This is a genomic window from Methylobacterium sp. NPDC097929, assembly GCF_049543375.1.
Lineage (GTDB): Bacteria > Pseudomonadota > Alphaproteobacteria > Rhizobiales > Beijerinckiaceae > Methylobacterium.
This window is the reverse complement of the sequence record NZ_JBMVEP010000004.1, coordinates 78,317-96,252: the sequence shown is the minus strand read 5'-3', so window position 1 is coordinate 96,252 and position 17,936 is coordinate 78,317. Positions and strand designations below refer to the sequence as shown.

The window sequence follows — 17,936 nt, the reverse complement described above, 5'->3', positions numbered from 1 at the left end:
TCCATGGCGCGCAAGCGTCTTCATCCCACGATCGAGAGCCTGATCGAGTCCGTCGGGCGTCTCGGCCTCTCGGCCAAGGGCGTCGATTTCGAAGCCTTGCGCGCCCATCTCGAACTGCCGGAGTTCGGAGCCGCGGTCGAGGACGAGCGCGTGGCGCGGGCTCTGCGGGAGATGCGCACGGCGCGGGCCTTCGCCGAGACCGGCATCCCCGCCCTGAAGCAGGCGGTTCCCGCGCTCAAGGCCGCGGTGACCAAGGATCACCGCGTCGCCTGGACCATCCGGGTCGGCATCCCGCTGCTCGATGCCGGTCGCCTGGACCTGCGCCTGGACACCCTTCCGGATACAGGCACCGCCGAGATCCTGGCAGCCATGGCGGGGCGCAACGATCCGACCCACCGTCTGGACGCGCTGCGCGCGGCGGTGGCCGAGATCGCGGTCCAAACCACGCGCGAACTGCGCAAGCCGGTCGAACGACTCCGGGCGCAGATCCTGACCGACCTGCGGGAGGTGGGGGCCGATGCCGCGGCCTATCTCGAGCACATGGACCGCTCCCTGCGCTCCCGCCAGTTCCGCTTCGGTCCCAAGCTCGCCCGCTCGCTGGCCGACGCCCTCACGCCGGTCCGCCAGCGGGCCAAGGCCGTGGCGCGCGAGGGCTCCCGCCTGCGGCGCCTGCGGGATCAGGTCGGGTTCGGGGCCTATATCGAGAAGTTCGCCGCAGCCCGGCGCCTGAACCGGCGCATCCTGTTCCACATGGGGCCGACGAATTCCGGCAAGACCTACGCGGCCCTGCAGGCGCTGACCGCCGCGCCGACGGGCGCCTATCTGGCCCCGCTGCGACTCCTGGCGCTGGAGAATTACGAGGCCCTGCGCGAGCGCGGCCTGCGGGCCGGCATGGTCACGGGCGAGGAGGTGCTGGGCGAGGCCGACCCGACCCACACAGCGCGCACGATCGAGACCGCCGACCTGACGCGCCCGATCGACGTCGCTGTGATCGACGAGATCCAGATGCTCGCCGACCCCGACCGCGGCTGGGCCTGGACCAACGCCCTGTTCGGCGTCCCGGCTCGGACCGTCATCGTTTGCGGCTCCGACGACGCCCTCTCCTATGTCCGGCGCGCGGCGGAGGCGGCGAACGAGTCGCTGGAGGTGATCCCCTTCGAGCGCAAGTCGCCCCTGCTGCTCCTGGACGCGCCCGTGCCCCTGGAGAAGGTCGAGCCGGGGGATGCCGTGGTCGCCTTCTCCCGCCGCGCCGTGCACGAGAACCGGGAGATCCTGGTCGCCCGCGGGCACCGCGTCGCGACGATCTACGGCGCCCTGTCGCCGGAGGTGCGCCGGGCGGAAGCCGCGCGCTTCCGCTCTGGCGAGGCCGACGTGCTCGTGACGACGGACGCGATCGGCATGGGCCTCAATCTCGGGCCGCTGAAGCGGATCGTGTTCTCGGCGGTGCGCAAGTGGGACGGCGTGGAGGATCGCGCCCTCACCAATTCCGAGATCCGGCAGATCGCCGGCCGGGCCGGGCGCTACGGACATCATGAGGTCGGCTACGTCGCCGCGACGGAGGAGACCGCCCTCGATCCGATCAGGGCCGCGCTGGCGGGCGCGCCCACGGCGCCGGCGGCCGACACGCGCTTCTACGTGCGCCCGGACCTGACCGCGATCCGCTCCGTCGCCGAGGAGATGCGCACGCCGAGTCTGTTCGAGGTGATGACGCACTTTGCCCGCGCCACCTTCTACGCGGGTTCGCCGTTCCAGCCCTCGGCCCTGGAGGAGGTTCTGGAGATCGCCCGCACCATCGACCGCGCCCGCCTGCCGATCGAGGAGAAGTTCGCCTTCTCGGTCTGCCCGATCAACCGCCGCGACGAGATCGCGATGGGGATGCTGGAGCGCTGGAGCCAGGTGCGAGCCGCGGGCGCGACGGTCCCGGCCCTGCGGGCGAGTCTGGCCGGAGAACTCGACTACCAGGAGCGGACGGTGAAGCTCGCGAGCGCCTATCTCTGGCTCTCGCGGCGCTTCCCCGACACGTTCGACGATGTCGAGGCGATCCGACAGATGCGCGGGCGTGCCAACGACGCGATCGAGCATCACCTGCGCGAGACGGCAACCCGCAAGGCGGAGCGCCGGACCCGGCGGGCGACGGGCGGGCGGTGATCCCAAGGACGGCCGGACATGGAGGCATCGGACACGCCGCGTTCGGTTCTGATCGGCCGCATATCGTCTCCGTTTGATCGCCTCAGCCTTCGCCTCGCTCCGTCATCGCGAGGCGGAGCCGAAGCGACCCGGAGCGCGACCTGTCCGGAAGGTACGGAGCCCCCGATTGCTTTCGCTGAGCCTCGCAAGGACGAGGGAAGAGACCGAAGCGATCAAACGGAAACGGCCTCACACCCCACCTCCAAATAGCGCAGGCGCTAGGGCTTCCCGGCGGCCGCATCGGTCTCGTCGAGGAAGCGCCGGTCACAGGCCTTGTTGCTGAAGATCCTGATGTCCAGGAAGACCTTTTCGCGTGCCCGGCCGGCCGACGACCGTGTCTGCGCGGTACCCCAGCGCCGTCTACGCACAAAGGAATCGGCCCGGACCCGCTCACCGACCGGCGCGGAGGTTCGCATCGCTGACTTCCACCACGAACTTGCGCCGCAGCGCCCGCGAGAAGTCGTCGTAGCCCGCCGCCGTCAGGAGGAACGCTCCGGGGCCGCCCATGACATGGGCGCGGTACCATTGCACGAGCCCCATGCGCTCCTGCGGCAGCGGCGTCGCGCGAAGGCCGTAGCCGGGCGCGCGGTAGGCGCCGGCGCCGACCACGTCGTTCTCGCCCGGCACGAGGATCGGCAATCCGTTGATCGTGGCCTCGGTGGCGAGGAGCGCCGAGCGCTCGGCCTCCAGGCTGTCGGGATCGGTGCAGTTGTCGATCCCGTCCCCGGAGACATCGACGACGATCCGCCCGGCCGGCACCGGCATCGCCGGGATCACGCTGGCCGCGACCGTGCGGAACATCTGCCCGAGACAGGTGAACTCGCCCGATTGCCGGGGCGTGGCCCGGACCTGCGCCGCGGCGGCGCGTGCGTCGGCGCGGCTGGCGATCCGGCGCCAGCCGAGCGCCAGGCTCGCCCGATCGGCCCAGGTCACCATGGAGAACAGGGTACCCCCCGGGCGCCCCGTCATCGTCGCGACGACCTCCGGGTCCTCCAGGGCCGCGGCGATCCCCTCCATCTGCAGGGTGAAGCGCGCCTCGTCGACGGATTGCGACACGTCGACGGCAACCACGAGCGCGACGGCGGGCGCCGGCTCGGCTCTCGCGACCGAACCGAGCACGGACAGCACCGCCAGCGCCGCGAGCCCCCGGCGGGCGAGACGACGCATCCCGCCTCCGTGCGGTCGAGCGCGAACCGGGCGATCTCTTCCCGCTCCGGTCGTTGCGCCTGGCATCGAGAGACGGCTCTGGGGTCGGAGGGGCCACATCGTCGACAACCCTGTGCCGCTCTCAACTCTTGCCGACGAAACGGGCCGCGCAGCCCGGCCATCCGGCCATCAGTTCACGGGCCGGCACCTCGCCCAGAACCATGCAGGCGGTGGAAAGCCCATCGGCCAGAAGTCCGGACTCGGCCGTGACCGTCACGGACGACAGACCCCGTGGGGAACGCCCCGTGGCGGGATCGAAGATGTGGTGGTCGGCGTGGTCCGGCGAGAAGCTCATGTTGTAGTCTCCCGACGTCGCGGCGAATCCTGCGAACGGAGCGATCACCGCCGCGAGCATCTCCGCCCGGCGCGGGTCGGCGATGCCGAGCGTCCAGGGCGTCCCGTCCGCATGCGTCCCCAGCGCGCCGAACTCGCCCGTGTCCACGAAGGCATCCGCGATCCCCCGCGCCCGAAGCACCGCCATCACCCGGTCGGCGGCGTAACCCTGGGCCAGCGCGTTCAGCGTCACGGCGGTGCCGGGCTCCATCACGATGTGCTCCGGCGTGAGCAGCACCCGGCGCCAGCCGATGCGGGCGACCGCGGCTCGGAGCGCGGCCGCATCGGGCCTCTCGCCGCGTGCGGACGCCTCGGCCCAGAGCGGCCAGAGCGGCTGCACGGTGGGGTCGAAGGCGCCCCCGGTTCGCGCCGCGAGGTCGAGGGCGAAGCCCAGCATCGTCGTCAGGTCTGCGGGGGCGGCATCGAGCCGGCCCTCGCGGTTGAGGCGCGACAGAGCGCTGTCGGGGCGCAGCAGGCTGGCGGCGGCCTCCACCTCGCGGATCGCGGCAAAGCCGTCGCTCAGGGCCGCATCGAGTGCGTGACTGTCCGGGCCGGCGACGGTGAGCGCAGCGACGGTCCCGAAGGCGAGCCCCGCGCGCGTGCGGGTCACGAAGCCGTGCCCGTGCGCCAGAGCCCGGAACGCGGCGGGACCGCCGAAGGCCGCCGCGGCGAGGCCGGCGGTGCCGAGGAGGATGCGCCGCCGGGACGGGCCGGGTTGCAGCCGCATCGCGCTCACTCCGCCGCGACCGGCTGCGGCGCGATCCGCCGCCCGCGCCGGCGCGCCACCACCTGCGGCACGCACTGCCCGGGATCGTGGATGATCGTGACGCAGTCCATGCACTGGAAGCACTCGGGGTAGTCGATCCGTCCGTTCGGACGGATCGCACCGTAGCGGCAGCGCACCTTGCAGAGCTGGCAGGGGCTGCCGCACTCGGAACGTCGAGGAATCCAGTCGAGCAGGCGCAGGCGCCCGAGCACGGCGAGGCTCGCGCCGAGGGGGCAGAGGTAGCGGCAGAAGCCCTTGTAGACGAAGAGGTTGAGGACAAGCAGGCCGAGCGCGTAGGCCACGAACGGCCAGGACCGCACGAAGGACAGGGTGATCGCCGTCTTGAACGGCTCGGCCTCGGACAGGCTGTCGGCGAGCGGCGAGCCCGCCGCGGCCGCCACGAGGATGCCGGCGAGCAGAGCGTACTTCACCTGCCGCAACGCCTGATCGAGCCGGGGCGGCACCGCGATAGGTCGGATGCGCAGGGGCTTGGCCAGGAGGGCGAGAAACTCCTGAAGGGCACCGAAGGGACAGAGCCAGCCGCAGAAGGTGCCGCGGCCCCAGACCACGAGGCTGGCGATCACGAAGGCCCAGAGCAGCAGCGAGGGCGGGTCGTAGAGCAGGAAGGTGAGGTCGTGCGTGACCGTGGCTGCGCGCACGAGGCCGACCAGCGTGACGATCGAGAGCTGCGCCTGGGCGTACCAGCCGATGAAGCCAAGCGCGAAGGCGAGGAAGGCAAGCCGGAAGAGGCCGAAGCGGCGCCGATCCGCCACGAGGCCGCGCTGACGGGCCAGCACCGGCACCAGCCCGGCGAGCGCCAGGGCGACGAGGCCGAGTTCGGGTCCGCGCGCCCGCCACGGATCGGTCCAGCTCGGGCCCGCCTCCGCGGCCTCGCGCACGAACAGCTCCGCGGGCAGCGCGTACTCTGCCGAGAACTCCCGCGAGATCTTCTCCGAGAGGATCTGGCCGCGCTCGCGCACGATCCTCTGGCTCAGGGTCCAGGGGGCGGAGGGATCGAACCCGGCTGCGCCGGTGATCCGCAGGATCGTCCAGGGACCCTCCGGCAGGTCCGCGGCGGCCCCGCGCCGCTCGATCGCCATGTCCCGGGCGTTCACCGCCAGTCCCCCCTGCGCCACGGCGAGCCGGTCGGGAATGGAGCCCAGCACGAAGTCCTCGCCGAGCGGGTTCTCGGGACCGTGGCTCACCACCATCACCGCATGGTCGCCGGGGCCGAGTTCGCGCGTCAGCGCCGCGAAGCGCTCGGGCCCGAGCAGGGTACGGCCGATCGCCGGCACGTTGAGATAGGCGAAGGTGAGGTCGGTGAAGGGTGCCTCGGCCGGTCCGTCGACGGGCTCGGCCACGGCGGTGTCGCGGAAGGCGGTTTCGACCTGCCCGTTGGTCACGGTGAAGCGGCGCAGCCAACCGCGGGCGAGAAGGTCGGCCGCGGTCAGGCGCTCGCCGGCATCGGGCCGGGCCTCCACCCGCAGGCCGACATTGGCCGCTCCGAAACCGAGCTTCGCCCGCGCCACGGCGAGTGCGGCGGCCAGGATCGACTCGTTGATCACCCGCGTCGAGGCGGTGGCCATGGAGATCCCGTCGACGGTGGTCTGGGGCGGGGCGCCGGAGCCGCGGGCATTCGGCCGGCCGACCCGGATCGCGCGCCGCGCCGAGAGCCCGACATACTGCTCCACGAAGGCGAAGAGCGGCTCCGAGCCCAGGCCTTCGAGGAAGACCGGCTCGTGGTGGGAGAGGACCTTCACGTCGCGGAACGAGCCGTCGGGCGCGAGCGCGACGAGCAGGTTCGGGGGCGTGCCGCCGAAGCCGGGGATCGGTGCGAAGTCGACCGACGCGAAGGCGTAGGCGAAGACCTCGTAGCTGCCGGCCTCCTGCTTGAGGATCGGCCAGACCGGCAACGCCTCGTCGCGCTCGCCCACCACGAGGGGCGCGGGGAAATGCCGTTCGAGCTGCGCCCGGTCGAGGGTTCCGGCCGCGGCCGGCAGGGCCGCGCCGAGGAGGGCCAGGATTGCGACGAGGAGCGGGCGAAGAGTCACGGGGCGCCGTCGGCGGAGGCGGCGGCGCTGGGCGCAGGACGCACAGCGACGCCCCAGGGGAAGCGGCCGACCCTGACGCTGCGGACCGGGCGCTGGGTCGCGACATCGATCACGGTGACGTCGCCCGAGACACCGTTGGTGGTGAAGAGCCGCGATTCGTCGGGCGTCATGGCGAGCTGCCAGACACGGCGCCCGACGAGGATGTAGTTCAGCACCTTATGGGTCTTGGCGTCGATCACGGCGACCCGGTCGGAGGGGCCGAGTGCCACGAAGGCGAAGCGCCCATCCCGGGTCAGGGTGACGCCCACGGGCTGGAGCCGGTCGGCGGCGATGCCCTTCACCGCAAATTCGATGGTCTCGATGACCTTGCGGGTGGCGGTGTCGATCACCGCGACGGTACCGCCGATCTCGGAGGTCGCCCACAGCACCCGCCCGTCCGCCGAGAACGCGGCGGCGCGCGGACGCTGGCCCACCGGCGTCGCGTCGGTCGCGGTCAGCGTCGGCACGTCGATCCAGTGGACCATGTTGGTCGTTTCAGAGGTCGTGACCGCGATCTTGCCGTCCGGGCTCACAGCCATGCCCTCGGGCTCGATGCCGACATCGATCTGCGCCAGGACCTTGCGCGTCTGCGCGTCCACGACGGTGGTGGTGGCGTTCTCCTCGTTGGCGATGAAGAGGGTGCGGTCGTCCGGCGCCAGCGCGAACTGCTCCGGATCCTCGCCGGAGGGCAGGTTGTAGCGCACCGCGCCCGTATCGGGGTCGATCACCTGCACCGCATCCGAATCGCTGGCGCAGACGTAGAGCGTGCGGCCGTCGCGGGAGAAGGTGAGTCCGCGCGGGCGCCGCCCGACGGGAAAGGTACGGATCACCTCGAGCGTGGTGCCGTCGATCACCGAAACGGTGTTGTCGCGCTCGTTCGAGACGAAGATCTCTTCCGCCCGTACCGGCCCAGCCGAGAGGCCGAGCAAGAGGCCGAGCAGGAAAGCGAGGCGTGCGGTCGCGATGCGGCGCATGGGTCGGGCTCCCGGTGACGTCGTGGCAGGGCCGGGCGCGGGCATCAGCCCGCCTTCCGGAAGGCGCGGCAGGCGCTCTCCGGCTCGTCCGAGCCGAGGGTGTCGAGTTCGGTGCGCTGGTGCTGGAAGCCCTCGATCGGGGCGGTGGCCGTGACCGCGCCCGGCCAGAGCAGGAAGACGGGCTGGCGCAGCTGCCCGTCCCAGGCGCGGAAGCTCAGGGGCCGGCCCTTGAAGCCGCCGGCCTCGAAGCCCGGCGACAGCACCAGCGCCGCGACCGTGGTGGGATCGGTGCTGCGGGCCTGGACTGCCGCTTCGCCGAGCGCATGCACCGCCATCCAGCCGGCATAGTCGACCGGCCGCATCGCCCGGCCCGCCAGACGGCGGAACCGGCCCTGGAGCTGCACGGCGGCCCAGGCTTCGACCGGCCGGCCCCAGGCCGCGGGGCTCAAGCCCTGCGTGCCGACCACGGGGCGGGCCGCGGCGGTGTTGTAGGGAAGGTTCGCCCCGAACGCCCCCGCCTCGTCGGCCACCGCGACGACATCGTGCTCGGGGCCGCGGGTGGGCAGCACGAACTCGCGCAGGGCCGTGTCCCGCGTGTCGCTGCCCTGCGGGTCGAAGCGCTGCTCGGCCACGACCCGCGCACCGAATTTTTTGGCGGCGCGCTTCAGCGCCTCGGCATAGAGCGCGTCGGCCGGCGTCGGTCCGGCGAGCAGCAGGATGCGGGTCCAGCGCTTGTAGGCGAGGAACTGCACCAGCGCGTCGGCGAGCATCGCCCGCGAGGGCAGGACATGGAGCAGCCGGGGCCGGCAATCGGCCTCGCGCAGGCGCGTGTCGGGGGCGCCGACATTGAGGAACACGGTGTTCCGGGCCTCGGGCAGGTCGGCCAGAGCCAGCACGTCCGCGGCCGGTGCGTTCAGGACGACGAAGCGCGGCGCGCCGAGGCTTAGGAACGCCGCGCGAACATCCTCGTCCGGCTCGACGATGCGGCTGTGGAGGGCAAAGCTCAGCGCGACGAAGCGGCCGGTGGCGTTCGAATCCTTCAGTCCGAGCTCGGCCCCCTTCAGCCCCTCGTCGTCCGGGATCGGGTCCTCGTTGTTGAGGGGCGTCGGGCGCTCGATGCGCCGCTCGAGGTAGTGGATCGCCAGGGGCTCGGCCCGCGCGGGGGCGGGCAGCAGGGCGAGGAGCCAGAGGAGGCCGAACAGGGCCAGTATGAGGCGGCGCGCGTCCGGTCCCGGGGCCGCAGGGCCCCGTACCGCGCCGTGCCGCTGCCGGAGCCGCGCCAGCATCGCCCTTTCCCGCCTCCCGCCTTGTTCGTTGCGGCGAGCATAGGGGCGAAGGGGCCGGGATCGGTATTGGACCAAGGTGCACCCGGCGGCCGCAATCTCCCGTACCAAAGCACAATGGGTTCGGCCCGGTCCCCTTGCTACCCCTTCCCGCCAAGAACGGGAGGAACGATCATGAAGGCTGCCATCCTGGGTGGGGGATTCCTTGCCCTCGCCCTGTCCGCGTCCGTCGCCTTCGGGCACGGCGATGTTCAGCCGCAGCCCGTCGACACCGGCGGCCTCGCGACGCTGGGTGAGGCGTGGCGGGAGGAGAACCCCTATCGCGGCGACGCCAAGGCTATCAAGATCGGCGATTCCGGCTACAACCAGAACTGCGCCCGCTGCCACGGCCTCCAGGTCGTCTCGGGCGGCCTCGCGCCGGACCTGCGCTACCTGCCGCTCGGCAAGGAGGGCGATGAGTACTTTTCGGAGCGCGTGCGCCACGGGGCGATCATCAACGGCATGACCAAGATGCCGGCCTTCGAGGGCGTGCTGTCGCAGGAAGCCCTGTGGGCGATCCGCACCTACATCGAGTCGAAGCACGAGGAGTGACGATGCCGCTCCCGACACGACGCGCGCTCGCCGCCGGCCTCGCCGCGCTGGCGGTCGCGGGCCCGTTCGCCGGGGCCGCCGCTGCGCGACCCTTCGACGAGGTCGTGGCATCGGGCGTGTTGCGCGTCGCGGTCTACGACGACAACCTTCCCTTCTCGAACGAGGCCGGGGGCGCCCCCCGCGGCATCGACGTGGAGATCGCCCAGGCCCTGGCCGATCGCCTCAAGCTGCGCCTCGACCTGCGGGTGGTGGATGCGGGGGAGAACGTCGACGGCGACTTCCGGCTGAACCTCTGGCGCGGGGATCTCGCGGGCACGCCGCTCGCCGACCTGATGCTGCATGTGCCGCACGATCGCCTCCTCGCCACGCGCAACGAGCAGATCTTCCTCACCACGCCCTATTTCGAGCAGCGCCTCGCCTTCGCCTACCGGCGCGGTGCGATCGAGGGCTTCGAGAGCCTGCGCGACTTGGAGGCGGGCACGGTCGCCGTCGAGGGCACCAGCGCCTCCGACAGCGTGCTCATGAGTGCCGAGGGCGGGCGCTTCCGGGCCAACGTCAAGCATTTCCGCAGCTTCGAGGCGGCCGCCAAGGCCTTCCTGGCGGGCGAGACCGCGATCCTGGCCGGCACGCGCGCCGGCATCGAGGCGGCGCTCGACGAGGCCAAGGCCGCGCCGGCGGACGTTGCCGTGGTCGAAGTGCCGGTGCCGGGCCTCGTGCGGACGCGGTGGGATCTCGGCGGCGCGGTGCGCAGCGATTCCCGCGATCTCGCCTACGCGGTCGGCGAGGCACTCTCCGCTCTGGCGAGCGACGGCCGCCTCAAGGCGATCTGCGCCCGCTACGGCGTCAGTTACACCGCGCCTCAAGGCTATTGAGGCCGGTCCGTTCGCTCATCCTCCCCCGCCATCCCGATTCGCGAGGGCGGAGGAAGAAGAAACGCGCCTGCACGTCAAGCTGAGACGGTCAGTCCGGCGATACTCCTCCGTCGAATGCGTGCGGCAACCCGCACGCCGCAAGGCATGTGCGCCGGAAGATCAGATCGCGACTGCTCTGGGCTGCCTTCCGGCAGCATTCGACCAAAGACGAATAAGACTTCTCTGAGAAGCCCTCTAGGCTTCGGATCCAAGGGGCGTTCGGCCGACTCGATCGGGCAGCCGGCCCCGCGGGCAACGGAAACATCCGGGCCCGGCACGATCCACGGAGGACACGCCACATGAGAGTGCGGAACCAGTTCCTGACGGCGGTGGGGCTTTTCGCCCTCTGCCTCGGCTTCGCCCTGCCGGCCCTCGCCGAGGTGACCGAACAGGACATCCTCAACGACGCCAAGACCACCGACGACGTTGTCACCTACGGCCTCGGGCCGCAGGCCCAGCGCTTCAGCCCCCTGAAGGCGCTCAACCGCGACACCATCAAGGGCCTCGTCCCGGCCTGGTCGTTCTCCTTCGGCGGCGAGAAGCAGCGCGGCCAGGAGAGCCAGGCGCTGGTCAAGGACGGCGTGCTCTACGTCACCGGCTCCTACTCGCGGCTCTACGCCGTCGATGCGCGCACCGGCGAGAAGAAGTGGGAGTACAACGCCCGCCTTCCCGAGGGCATCCTGCCCTGCTGCGACGTGGTGAACCGCGGCGCCGCCCTCTACAAGGACAAGGTCTATTTCGGCACCCTCGACGCCAAGCTCGTCGCGCTCGACCAGAAGAGCGGCAAGGTGGTCTGGCGCAAGGACATCGACGACTTCAAGGCCGGCTACAGCTACACCGCCGCGCCGATGATCGTGAAGGGCAAGATCATCACCGGCGTGTCGGGCGGCGAGTTCGGCGTCGTCGGCCGGGTCGAGGCGCGCGATGCCGAGACCGGTGAGGTGGTGTGGAAGCGCCCCGTCATCGAGGGCCATGTGGGCGAGCTGAACGGCAAGCCCTCGACCATGACCGGCAAGGTGAACGAGACTTGGCCGGGCGACACCTGGAAGTTCGGCGGCGGCGCCACCTGGCTCGGCGGCACCTACGACCCGGACCTGAACCTGATCTACTTCGGCACCGGCAATCCCGGGCCCTGGAACTCGGCCCTGCGGCCGGGTGACAACAAGTGGTCGGCCTCGCGCCTCGCCCTCAACCCGGATAACGGCGAGATCGTCTGGGGCTTCCAGACCACGCCGCATGACGGCTGGGACTACGATGGCGTCAACGAGTTCGTGCCCTTCGACCTGCAGAAGGACGGCAAGACCGTGAAGGCTGGCGCCACCGCCGACCGCAACGGCTTCTTCTACGTCCTCGACCGCACCAACGGGAAGTTCCTGTCGGCGATGCCCTTCGTGGCCAACATCAACTGGGCCAAGGGCATCGACGAGAACGGGCGCCCGATCTACGACGACGCCAACCGCCCCGGCGACCCGGCCAAGTCCGAGGACGGCAAGAAGGGCAAGTCCGTCTACGCGACCCCGGGCTTCCTCGGCGGCAAGAACTGGAACCCGATCGCCTACAGCCCCGACACCAAGCTGTTCTACGTTCCCGCCAACGAGTGGGGCATGGACATCTGGAACGAGCCGGTGAACTACAAGAAGGGCGCCGCCTATCTCGGCGCGGGCTTCACCATCAAGCCGACCTTCGACACCCATATCGGCTCGCTCAAGGCGATCGATCCGGCCACGAAGAAGGTGGTGTGGGAGTACAAGAACAAGGCCCCGCTCTGGGCCGGCGTGCTCACCACCGCGGGCAACCTCGTCTTCACCGGCACGCCGGAGGGCTTCCTCAAGGCCTTCGACGCGAGGACCGGCGAGGAAGTCTGGAAGTTCCAGGTCGGCACCGGCGTCGTCGCCTCGCCGATCACCTGGGAGCAGGACGGCGAGCAGTGGGTCGGCGTCGCGGCCGGCTGGGGCGGTGCGGTGCCGCTCTGGGGCGGCGAGGTCGCCAAGGCCACCACCGGCATCAACCAGGGCGGCAGCTTCTGGGCCTTCAAGCTGCCGAAGTCGCTGGCCTCGCGCTGAGGCGGAGATCGGCGGGCGGCGGCTTCGGTCGCCGTCCGTTTTCGATCAGGCCATGCGAGCCCGATGACGGCCGGATCGTTCCGATCGTCGCCGTCACGGCACTCAGGGCATCGAAGCCCGTTTCGTGCTGACGACGATGATGCGAGGCGGCTTCCTACAGTCCGCCTGCGAGCTTCAGCATCCGGTGCAGATACCGCTCATCGTCTTCTTCATGCTCGCATCCCAGGCTGCATTGCGCCTCGCAATGAGTTTGTCCTGCTCATTGCGCTTCCGATCCAGGTCGGCACTCCTTTGCCCACCTGCGACGTCCCCGTCATTCGTCTGTTCGAGCGAGACCTTGGCTTTCGTGCCGGCTCGCGCTTTCGCTTTGACTGGCGCGTTCCGCATCTCGGAAGTGGGGATCGGATCAGAGGGTGGCGGCTCGGTCGCGGATGGGGTGTCGGCAGGCTTTCCGGATTCCGCGCAGACGGAGGCCGTGACGAGGCTGAAGCTCACGGCAAGAGCAGTGAAAAGGGGGCGGCTCATGACGGTACGAACCTCTCTCTCGATTGAATGCCGCGATTAACGGTGAAAACCCAACCGATCGGGATCGTTCTCTCCGTACCAATTATTCGGGAGGCCACTCACCCGAGTGGCATGGACGCCGAACTCGGCGGCCTCCCGATGGCTCAGGCGTTCGCCGGTCGGATGAGGTCGGCATCGGACGCTCGGGCTGTGTCGATCTCCGCAGCGCCACCTCCGCCACCATCTCGGCGAGCGCGTCAGGTTTCGGGTGTGCCCGCATCAGCATCCGGGTATCCGCTATCCCCGGACGAGCGTGAGCGGCACCGAGAGGCGAATTCCGACATCCCTCCATGCGTAGAACCATGCGCAACGGAGGAACCGGAAAGCGGCGTCAATCAGCGCTCACTCGGTGACGGTCGTCTTCGAGACGCCGCGGCGGCAAGCGAACGCGGCTTGGCTGACGCGGGCAGCGGGTTTCGGATCGGCCATGTCGCGCGTTGCCCGTGACCGGCCGCGTGACCCGGTTCTTGGACCCTGGCGCTGGAAACGACGGGGGTCTCGACGGCTCGCAGATGTTTGAGGGTATCGGGGGCGCCGCCGGTCTGGGTCGGTCCTGGCAAGAGAAGGGCTGGCGTGCGATATGGCGCAGATGACGAACGAAGTGCCGCACCCCTATTCGATCACGGTCGAGCCGCTGAAGAAGCCCGAAGGTCACTTTGGTTGGGCTCTCAGGAAGCACGGCAAGCTGGCCGAACGCTCCGACCGCGCCTTTACCAGCGAGGCCAAGGCGTTCGAGGCAGCCATGAAGGCCATCGAGCGCAACGAGACAGGGTTCGGGAGCCGGTAGCGACGGGCGCCATCTGCGCGGCGATCAGGGTGTCGGCCCTCAATCCGGTCCCTGCTTAGAAGCGTCCTCAGCGCCGTCGACCATGGGTGAACTTCAAAGCGAGACCGCCCAGGAACCGGATCCGACGCTGACACTTGGCTCCTTGAGCCGGCGCGAGGTCGGCAGGGAGGTGTGCCATGTCGAGCGATACCGCCAAGCACCGCGAACTTTTCCGCGCTCTGAAAGACGCTCAGGGCAAAGCCGACGGCTCCTTCGAACAGGCCGTGACATCTGCCTTCGAACACGTGTTCGAGCACTTGGATCGGTTGAACTCTCACGTCTCTGTGGGCGGCCCCGAGGGGGAGGATCGTCCGCTCAAGCCCGACGAGTCACCGACCCTGCGCTGAGCAGCGAGGGTGAAGCGCGCGCTTCACCCCAGATCGAGACGGGCAGACCATCGTGCCCGATATCGTATCCGGCACGATGTTTTCGTCTCTTGTTTCGCATCGTCTTTTTCCGAAAGCCGGCGGCCACCTTTCGGGACGATACACCTAAAACCGCGATCCCGGTCGCGGATGCCGCGGGCGTCGCAAATGCGCTTCTGCACCGAGCCAGCGTACATGCGCTGATCGTCGGACAGGTGCGCCTCGCCTCGGGCTTTGAAGCGATCGTGATAGGGCTTGTAGCCAGCGGCCAGACAGTCGTCGCGCCAAGCGGAGATGGGCTTCGCATCGGTCATGCGTCGGCCCTCCCGTTCAAGCGAGAGAGGGCGAACTCGTCCGCCCGGATATGTGGCATGTCGGCAAACCTGCCGATTGCCGGCGCATCTCCAATAGCGGGGAAAACGGTGGGGAAGGCGCTGCTTGAGCGCCGATCTAGCTGACGGCGCAATGATGCATGGCGGAGGGAGTGGGACCATACGCCCAGGTCCATCTAGGTGCCTGACATGCTGTGATCGTTGAGCTTTTTCCGCTTGATTTGGGGGACACATCGGGGGACATCGTGGGGGACACATCCTTCTCAAGGCCCCGTACGATGCCCTCGAAGAAGCTCGGCACGCACCTCGAATGGCACGGCAACCGCATCCGCGTAGTGATCCGCGTTCCGCCCTCAATGGTCGCCCGAGTTGGGCGGACGAAGCTGAAGCAAGCCCTACAGACCACCGACCCGTTGGAGGCCGAACGGGAGAAGGTGGACGTGATCAAGCGCCTTCGCGGGACGTTAAAGGGCGAGCGAACGGCCGTCGTGCAATCCTCCATCGTGACCGATGCTCTGGAGCTGAAACGGCTCCGAGAAGCCGGCGAGCTGAGCATGGGGGTAGAGTACGAGGGCGAGGCAGGCGACAGTGAGGGGGACGCACTGGCGGTTCATGTCGATGCTGTTGAGCAGCAGCATGGGCACGCAGCAGCGCAGACCTTCGCGGCCATCGCGCTCGGCATCCAGACGCCACTCCCCGCCCTCCTTGAGCGCATGTTCGCGGAGAAGGCTGGGCTGTCCATCGGCTACCAAGATGACATCAAGCGGGCTCTCGGGCGCCTAGAGGCGTGGTGTGACAGCAAGCGAACGCCCAAGACCGTGGAGGCCATCACCCAGCGCGTTGCCGGTCGCTTCATCCACGACCAGTTCATTGAGCCGGGCGTCTCCATCAAGACGGCCAACAAGGATTTGTCCGCGCTCCGCTCCTACTGGCGCTGGTTGGCGAAGCGGCACGGGACGAAGGAGAACCCGTGGCTGCAACAGTCCCTCGAAGCTCCGAAGCAGCGGCGGGAGGAGGGGAGCGCCAAGAAGCGCCCCTTCACGGACGATGAGGTCCGCACGCTCCTCAAGGGCATCCGCACCGAGCGCGAGAGGGAGTTCTCGAAGATGAGCGCCCTGAGCGGCCTCCGGTTGGAGGAAGTGGCGGGCCTGCGAGTGCGCGACTGCGTTAACGGGTGTCTCCGGGAGGATGCGGCGATGCTCCGGGGCGGCCTCAGCGGAGGCATGAGAGGCAGGGGCGGCAGCATCGAGCGAGGGCCATAGGGTCTTCGCTTCGGGCTGTCCGGTCCGCTTGCCCGGCTGTCGGGGCAGCTTGGAGGGGATGGAGACGTAACGGGCTTGGCCGCTCGTCTTGGCTTCGACGGTGAATGACCGCCTGACGCGGTTGCGCAATGTGTTGATCCTGATGGGAAGAGATGGGGTCTCGGGTCGAAACACCGCGCCAATGCATGCCCAGCGGCGGTGTGCTTGTCGATGCCGTCCACAATATCGCGGTCGGACTGAATGACGCCTTACGGCAGGGCCTGTGGTCTCAGCGTTCCATTAGGGCTTGCTCCTGCGGAACGTTCCACGAAGCCAACGAAGCGGTTCCAAAAGAATGGTCTTGCGTTTTGGAACGGCCGATGGTTCTATGTCTAAGAACCTAGTGGAACGCTTGGACCTGGAACGACCCTCATGCTCATCGGATACGCCCGCACCTCCACGCTGGACCAGGATGCCGGATTTGCGGCCCAGCTCCGCGAACTCACCGCCCTGGGATGCGAGAAGCTGTTCAAGGAACAGGTCTCCTCCGTGGCCCCTCGGAAGCAGCTCGAAGCAGCCCTTGAGTTCGCCCGTCACGGTGACATGCTCGTGGTGACGAAGCTGGACCGCTTGGCCCGTAGCGTCGTCCACCTGGGCAAGATCATCGAGACCCTGGAGACCAAGGGTGTGGCCCTCCGCATCCTGGACCTGGGCGTGGACACCACGACGCCAACCGGAAAGCTGATGCTCAACGTGCTGGGCGGCGTGGCTCAGTTCGAACGGGAGATGATGCTGGAGCGGCAGCGGGAGGGCATCGCGAAGGCCAAGGCTGAGGGCGCGTACAAGGGACGGACGCCGACCGTTCGGGCCCGCTCGGAGGAGATCAAGGCGCTTGCCGACCAGGGCATGAGCATGGGCGCCATCGCGGCGAAGCTGGGCATCGGGAAGGGGTCCGTGCATCGGGTGCTGAACCCGGCCGCTCCTGCCGCGTAGAGTGGCGTAGGAGGGCGCTACAGGCCCACGGAGGGAAGCTGAGCGGCAATCCTCAGTCCCGCGTTGAAGGCCGCCAGTGCGCCACTGAGAAGCAGCGAAAGGTCACGGTTCGCACAACCCAAGTAGTGGCTTCACACAGCGAAAGGCGTAGGTTGCTGACACCGCTGGTCACAACCATGGGCGCCAGTGGCAGAGAGACCCGTGTGCTCCCGCCTGTTTGGAAAGGAGCATCAGCATGTCTCTTGTCGTGCATCCTCCCATCGCAACTGAGGAGCCAACTGCCTACCGCGCAATCACGCTGACCGATGACGGCAGGGTGTTGGCGAGCGGGCCGTTAGCGGCTCGCAGCGATGACGAAGCGCTTTTACTCGCCGCGACGATGAAGCGGGGCGCCGGGATCGACCTTTGGGACGGCCTCAGGTTCATGGCGCACTTTGGGCCCGCGCCCAGTTCGCCTTTGAGCGCCGGGACGGGTTCCCCGCGCTAGGGCCGGTTGCGGAGCAGTTCCGGCCGGCGCTCTTGGGGTAGCACCTTGCAGAGGTGCTCGTGGACGGTCTCCGCGCTGAATGGCTTGCCGATGAACGTAGCACCCTCGGGCAACTCATCCGGCCCCGGACGCTTGGTCCCTGACGCGACTACGATGCCAATGTCCGGCCACCGTCGAGACACCTCACGGGCCAGGGCAAGGCCGTCTCGACTGCCCGGCATCTGGACGTCCGTGAATAGCAATTCCACTCGCTCGTAGACGTCTGCTAGAAGGGCGATGGCCTTGTCGCCGTCACAGGCTTCGAGCGTGTCGAAACCGGCATCTTCGAGGGTGGTGGCGACATCCATGCGGACGAGGAAATCATCATCCACGACCACCGCGACAGGCTTAGGGGCGCCACCTCCGACCATATCCATGTTCATCGGCCCTGCGTGGTGTTGGCGTTCGGCTGGTCGGGTGCGGGCTGGGTCTGGGTCTGCGCGTCCGGGCTCTGCGGGGCGTTTGTCTGCGGGGTCGGTTGCTGTTGCGGCTGGGCTCCCGGCTGCCCCTCGTTGAGGGTCTGGTTGGCCTCGGTCTGGAGCTTGTCTGCGGTCTGCTGACTGATGAGCCCATAGGAGACAGCAGCGGCGAGGGCCACGGCGATGACCGCGCCCAGCAGGGTTCTCTTGAGCTTGTCCGGCATCGTGGGAGCGCACACTCGCGTTAGCGCGGCTGTGAGCGCGCA

General features: G+C 69.1%; 17 protein-coding genes. 8 read left to right on the top strand and 9 right to left on the bottom strand.

The features are described 5' to 3' along the window. Nucleotides 1–3: 3 nt before the first annotated feature. Complete coding sequence (locus tag ACPCJR_RS12935; protein ID WP_391512456.1) at nucleotides 4–2,148, top strand: helicase-related protein; 2,145 nt, start codon at nucleotides 4–6, stop codon at nucleotides 2,146–2,148. A 429-nt stretch (nucleotides 2,149–2,577) separates the two neighbouring features. Here the strand turns inward: ACPCJR_RS12935 and ACPCJR_RS12930 are convergent, their stop codons facing one another. From ACPCJR_RS12930 to ACPCJR_RS12910, 5 genes are all read right to left on the bottom strand, one after another. Continuing rightward, nucleotides 2,578–3,354, bottom strand: a complete 777-nt coding sequence (locus tag ACPCJR_RS12930; RefSeq protein ID WP_391512455.1) for a DUF1194 domain-containing protein — start codon at nucleotides 3,352–3,354, stop codon at nucleotides 2,578–2,580. Between the two features lie 121 nt (nucleotides 3,355–3,475). After that, nucleotides 3,476–4,453, bottom strand: a complete 978-nt coding sequence (locus ACPCJR_RS12925) for an FAD:protein FMN transferase (RefSeq protein WP_391512454.1) — start codon at nucleotides 4,451–4,453, stop codon at nucleotides 3,476–3,478. A 5-nt stretch (nucleotides 4,454–4,458) separates the two neighbouring features. Then, nucleotides 4,459–6,543 (bottom strand): 4Fe-4S binding protein, encoded by a 2,085-nt coding sequence (locus ACPCJR_RS12920; protein ID WP_391512453.1) that lies wholly within the window; start codon nucleotides 6,541–6,543, stop codon nucleotides 4,459–4,461. Then, nucleotides 6,540–7,556, bottom strand: coding sequence for a YVTN family beta-propeller repeat protein (locus ACPCJR_RS12915; protein WP_391512452.1), 1,017 nt, complete (start codon nucleotides 7,554–7,556; stop codon nucleotides 6,540–6,542). The genes ACPCJR_RS12920 and ACPCJR_RS12915 overlap by 4 nt, the downstream gene beginning before the upstream one ends. A gap of 44 nt (nucleotides 7,557–7,600) precedes the next feature. Next, on the bottom strand, nucleotides 7,601–8,842 hold the full coding sequence (locus ACPCJR_RS12910; RefSeq protein ID WP_391512451.1) for an ABC transporter substrate-binding protein: 1,242 nt from the start codon (nucleotides 8,840–8,842) through the stop codon (nucleotides 7,601–7,603). A gap of 171 nt (nucleotides 8,843–9,013) precedes the next feature. Here ACPCJR_RS12910 and pedF point away from each other — a divergent pair, with 171 nt between their 5' ends. From pedF to ACPCJR_RS12895, 3 genes are all read left to right on the top strand, one after another. After that, a complete protein-coding gene (pedF, locus tag ACPCJR_RS12905) occupies nucleotides 9,014–9,430 on the top strand; it encodes a cytochrome c-550 PedF (protein WP_391512450.1) in 417 nt (138 codons plus the stop codon). Between the two features lie 2 nt (nucleotides 9,431–9,432). Then, nucleotides 9,433–10,302 (top strand): substrate-binding periplasmic protein, encoded by an 870-nt coding sequence (locus ACPCJR_RS12900; RefSeq protein WP_391512449.1) that lies wholly within the window; start codon nucleotides 9,433–9,435, stop codon nucleotides 10,300–10,302. Nucleotides 10,303–10,640: 338 nt separating this feature from the next. Then, nucleotides 10,641–12,404 carry a PQQ-dependent methanol/ethanol family dehydrogenase gene (locus ACPCJR_RS12895; RefSeq protein WP_391512448.1) on the top strand — a complete coding sequence of 588 codons (1,764 nt, stop codon included), beginning with the start codon at nucleotides 10,641–10,643 and terminating at the stop codon, nucleotides 12,402–12,404. Nucleotides 12,405–12,578: 174 nt separating this feature from the next. Here the strand turns inward: ACPCJR_RS12895 and ACPCJR_RS12890 are convergent, their stop codons facing one another. Then, a complete protein-coding gene (locus ACPCJR_RS12890; RefSeq protein WP_391512447.1) occupies nucleotides 12,579–12,929 on the bottom strand; it encodes a hypothetical protein in 351 nt (116 codons plus the stop codon). 628 nt (nucleotides 12,930–13,557) lie between these two features. On the opposite strand from ACPCJR_RS12890, the gene ACPCJR_RS12885 reads away from it, so the two are divergent. After that, nucleotides 13,558–13,755 carry a hypothetical protein gene (locus ACPCJR_RS12885; protein ID WP_110350965.1) on the top strand — a complete coding sequence of 66 codons (198 nt, stop codon included), beginning with the start codon at nucleotides 13,558–13,560 and terminating at the stop codon, nucleotides 13,753–13,755. 176 nt (nucleotides 13,756–13,931) lie between these two features. Next, nucleotides 13,932–14,141, top strand: coding sequence for a hypothetical protein (locus ACPCJR_RS12880; protein WP_391512446.1), 210 nt, complete (start codon nucleotides 13,932–13,934; stop codon nucleotides 14,139–14,141). A 23-nt stretch (nucleotides 14,142–14,164) separates the two neighbouring features. On the opposite strand, the gene ACPCJR_RS12875 is transcribed toward ACPCJR_RS12880, so the two are convergent. After that, nucleotides 14,165–14,473 carry a hypothetical protein gene (locus tag ACPCJR_RS12875; protein WP_391512445.1) on the bottom strand — a complete coding sequence of 103 codons (309 nt, stop codon included), beginning with the start codon at nucleotides 14,471–14,473 and terminating at the stop codon, nucleotides 14,165–14,167. Nucleotides 14,474–14,769: 296 nt separating this feature from the next. Here ACPCJR_RS12875 and ACPCJR_RS12870 point away from each other — a divergent pair, with 296 nt between their 5' ends. Next, nucleotides 14,770–15,753: a hypothetical protein gene (locus ACPCJR_RS12870; RefSeq protein ID WP_391512444.1), complete on the top strand. Its 984-nt coding sequence runs from the start codon at nucleotides 14,770–14,772 to the stop codon at nucleotides 15,751–15,753. A 411-nt stretch (nucleotides 15,754–16,164) separates the two neighbouring features. Then, nucleotides 16,165–16,725, top strand: a complete 561-nt coding sequence (locus tag ACPCJR_RS12865; protein WP_391512443.1) for a recombinase family protein — start codon at nucleotides 16,165–16,167, stop codon at nucleotides 16,723–16,725. A gap of 483 nt (nucleotides 16,726–17,208) precedes the next feature. Here ACPCJR_RS12865 and ACPCJR_RS12860 read toward each other — a convergent pair whose 3' ends face one another. Together ACPCJR_RS12860 and ACPCJR_RS12855 are read right to left on the bottom strand one after the other, a co-directional pair. Then, nucleotides 17,209–17,634: a response regulator gene (locus tag ACPCJR_RS12860; protein WP_391512442.1), complete on the bottom strand. Its 426-nt coding sequence runs from the start codon at nucleotides 17,632–17,634 to the stop codon at nucleotides 17,209–17,211. Next, nucleotides 17,631–17,894, bottom strand: a complete 264-nt coding sequence (locus ACPCJR_RS12855) for a hypothetical protein (protein ID WP_391512441.1) — start codon at nucleotides 17,892–17,894, stop codon at nucleotides 17,631–17,633. Before ACPCJR_RS12855 ends, ACPCJR_RS12860 begins: the two co-directional genes overlap by 4 nt. Nucleotides 17,895–17,936 lie beyond the last annotated feature (42 nt).

Coding starts and splice junctions, on each gene's coding strand:
- ACPCJR_RS12915 (WP_391512452.1), bottom strand. CDS start 7,556: ATGCGCCGCATCGCGACCGCACGCCTCGCTTTCCTGCTCGGCCTCTTG.
- ACPCJR_RS12875 (WP_391512445.1), bottom strand. CDS start 14,473: ATGACCGATGCGAAGCCCATCTCCGCTTGGCGCGACGACTGTCTGGCC.
- ACPCJR_RS12870 (WP_391512444.1), top strand. CDS start 14,770: ATGCCCTCGAAGAAGCTCGGCACGCACCTCGAATGGCACGGCAACCGC.
- ACPCJR_RS12900 (WP_391512449.1), top strand. CDS start 9,433: ATGCCGCTCCCGACACGACGCGCGCTCGCCGCCGGCCTCGCCGCGCTG.
- ACPCJR_RS12890 (WP_391512447.1), bottom strand. CDS start 12,929: ATGAGCCGCCCCCTTTTCACTGCTCTTGCCGTGAGCTTCAGCCTCGTC.
- ACPCJR_RS12930 (WP_391512455.1), bottom strand. CDS start 3,354: ATGCGTCGTCTCGCCCGCCGGGGGCTCGCGGCGCTGGCGGTGCTGTCC.
- pedF (WP_391512450.1), top strand. CDS start 9,014: ATGAAGGCTGCCATCCTGGGTGGGGGATTCCTTGCCCTCGCCCTGTCC.
- ACPCJR_RS12880 (WP_391512446.1), top strand. CDS start 13,932: ATGTCGAGCGATACCGCCAAGCACCGCGAACTTTTCCGCGCTCTGAAA.
- ACPCJR_RS12925 (WP_391512454.1), bottom strand. CDS start 4,453: ATGCGGCTGCAACCCGGCCCGTCCCGGCGGCGCATCCTCCTCGGCACC.
- ACPCJR_RS12855 (WP_391512441.1), bottom strand. CDS start 17,894: ATGCCGGACAAGCTCAAGAGAACCCTGCTGGGCGCGGTCATCGCCGTG.
- ACPCJR_RS12865 (WP_391512443.1), top strand. CDS start 16,165: ATGCTCATCGGATACGCCCGCACCTCCACGCTGGACCAGGATGCCGGA.
- ACPCJR_RS12895 (WP_391512448.1), top strand. CDS start 10,641: ATGAGAGTGCGGAACCAGTTCCTGACGGCGGTGGGGCTTTTCGCCCTC.
- ACPCJR_RS12935 (WP_391512456.1), top strand. CDS start 4: ATGGCGCGCAAGCGTCTTCATCCCACGATCGAGAGCCTGATCGAGTCC.
- ACPCJR_RS12910 (WP_391512451.1), bottom strand. CDS start 8,842: ATGCTGGCGCGGCTCCGGCAGCGGCACGGCGCGGTACGGGGCCCTGCG.
- ACPCJR_RS12860 (WP_391512442.1), bottom strand. CDS start 17,634: ATGAACATGGATATGGTCGGAGGTGGCGCCCCTAAGCCTGTCGCGGTG.
- ACPCJR_RS12885 (WP_110350965.1), top strand. CDS start 13,558: ATGACGAACGAAGTGCCGCACCCCTATTCGATCACGGTCGAGCCGCTG.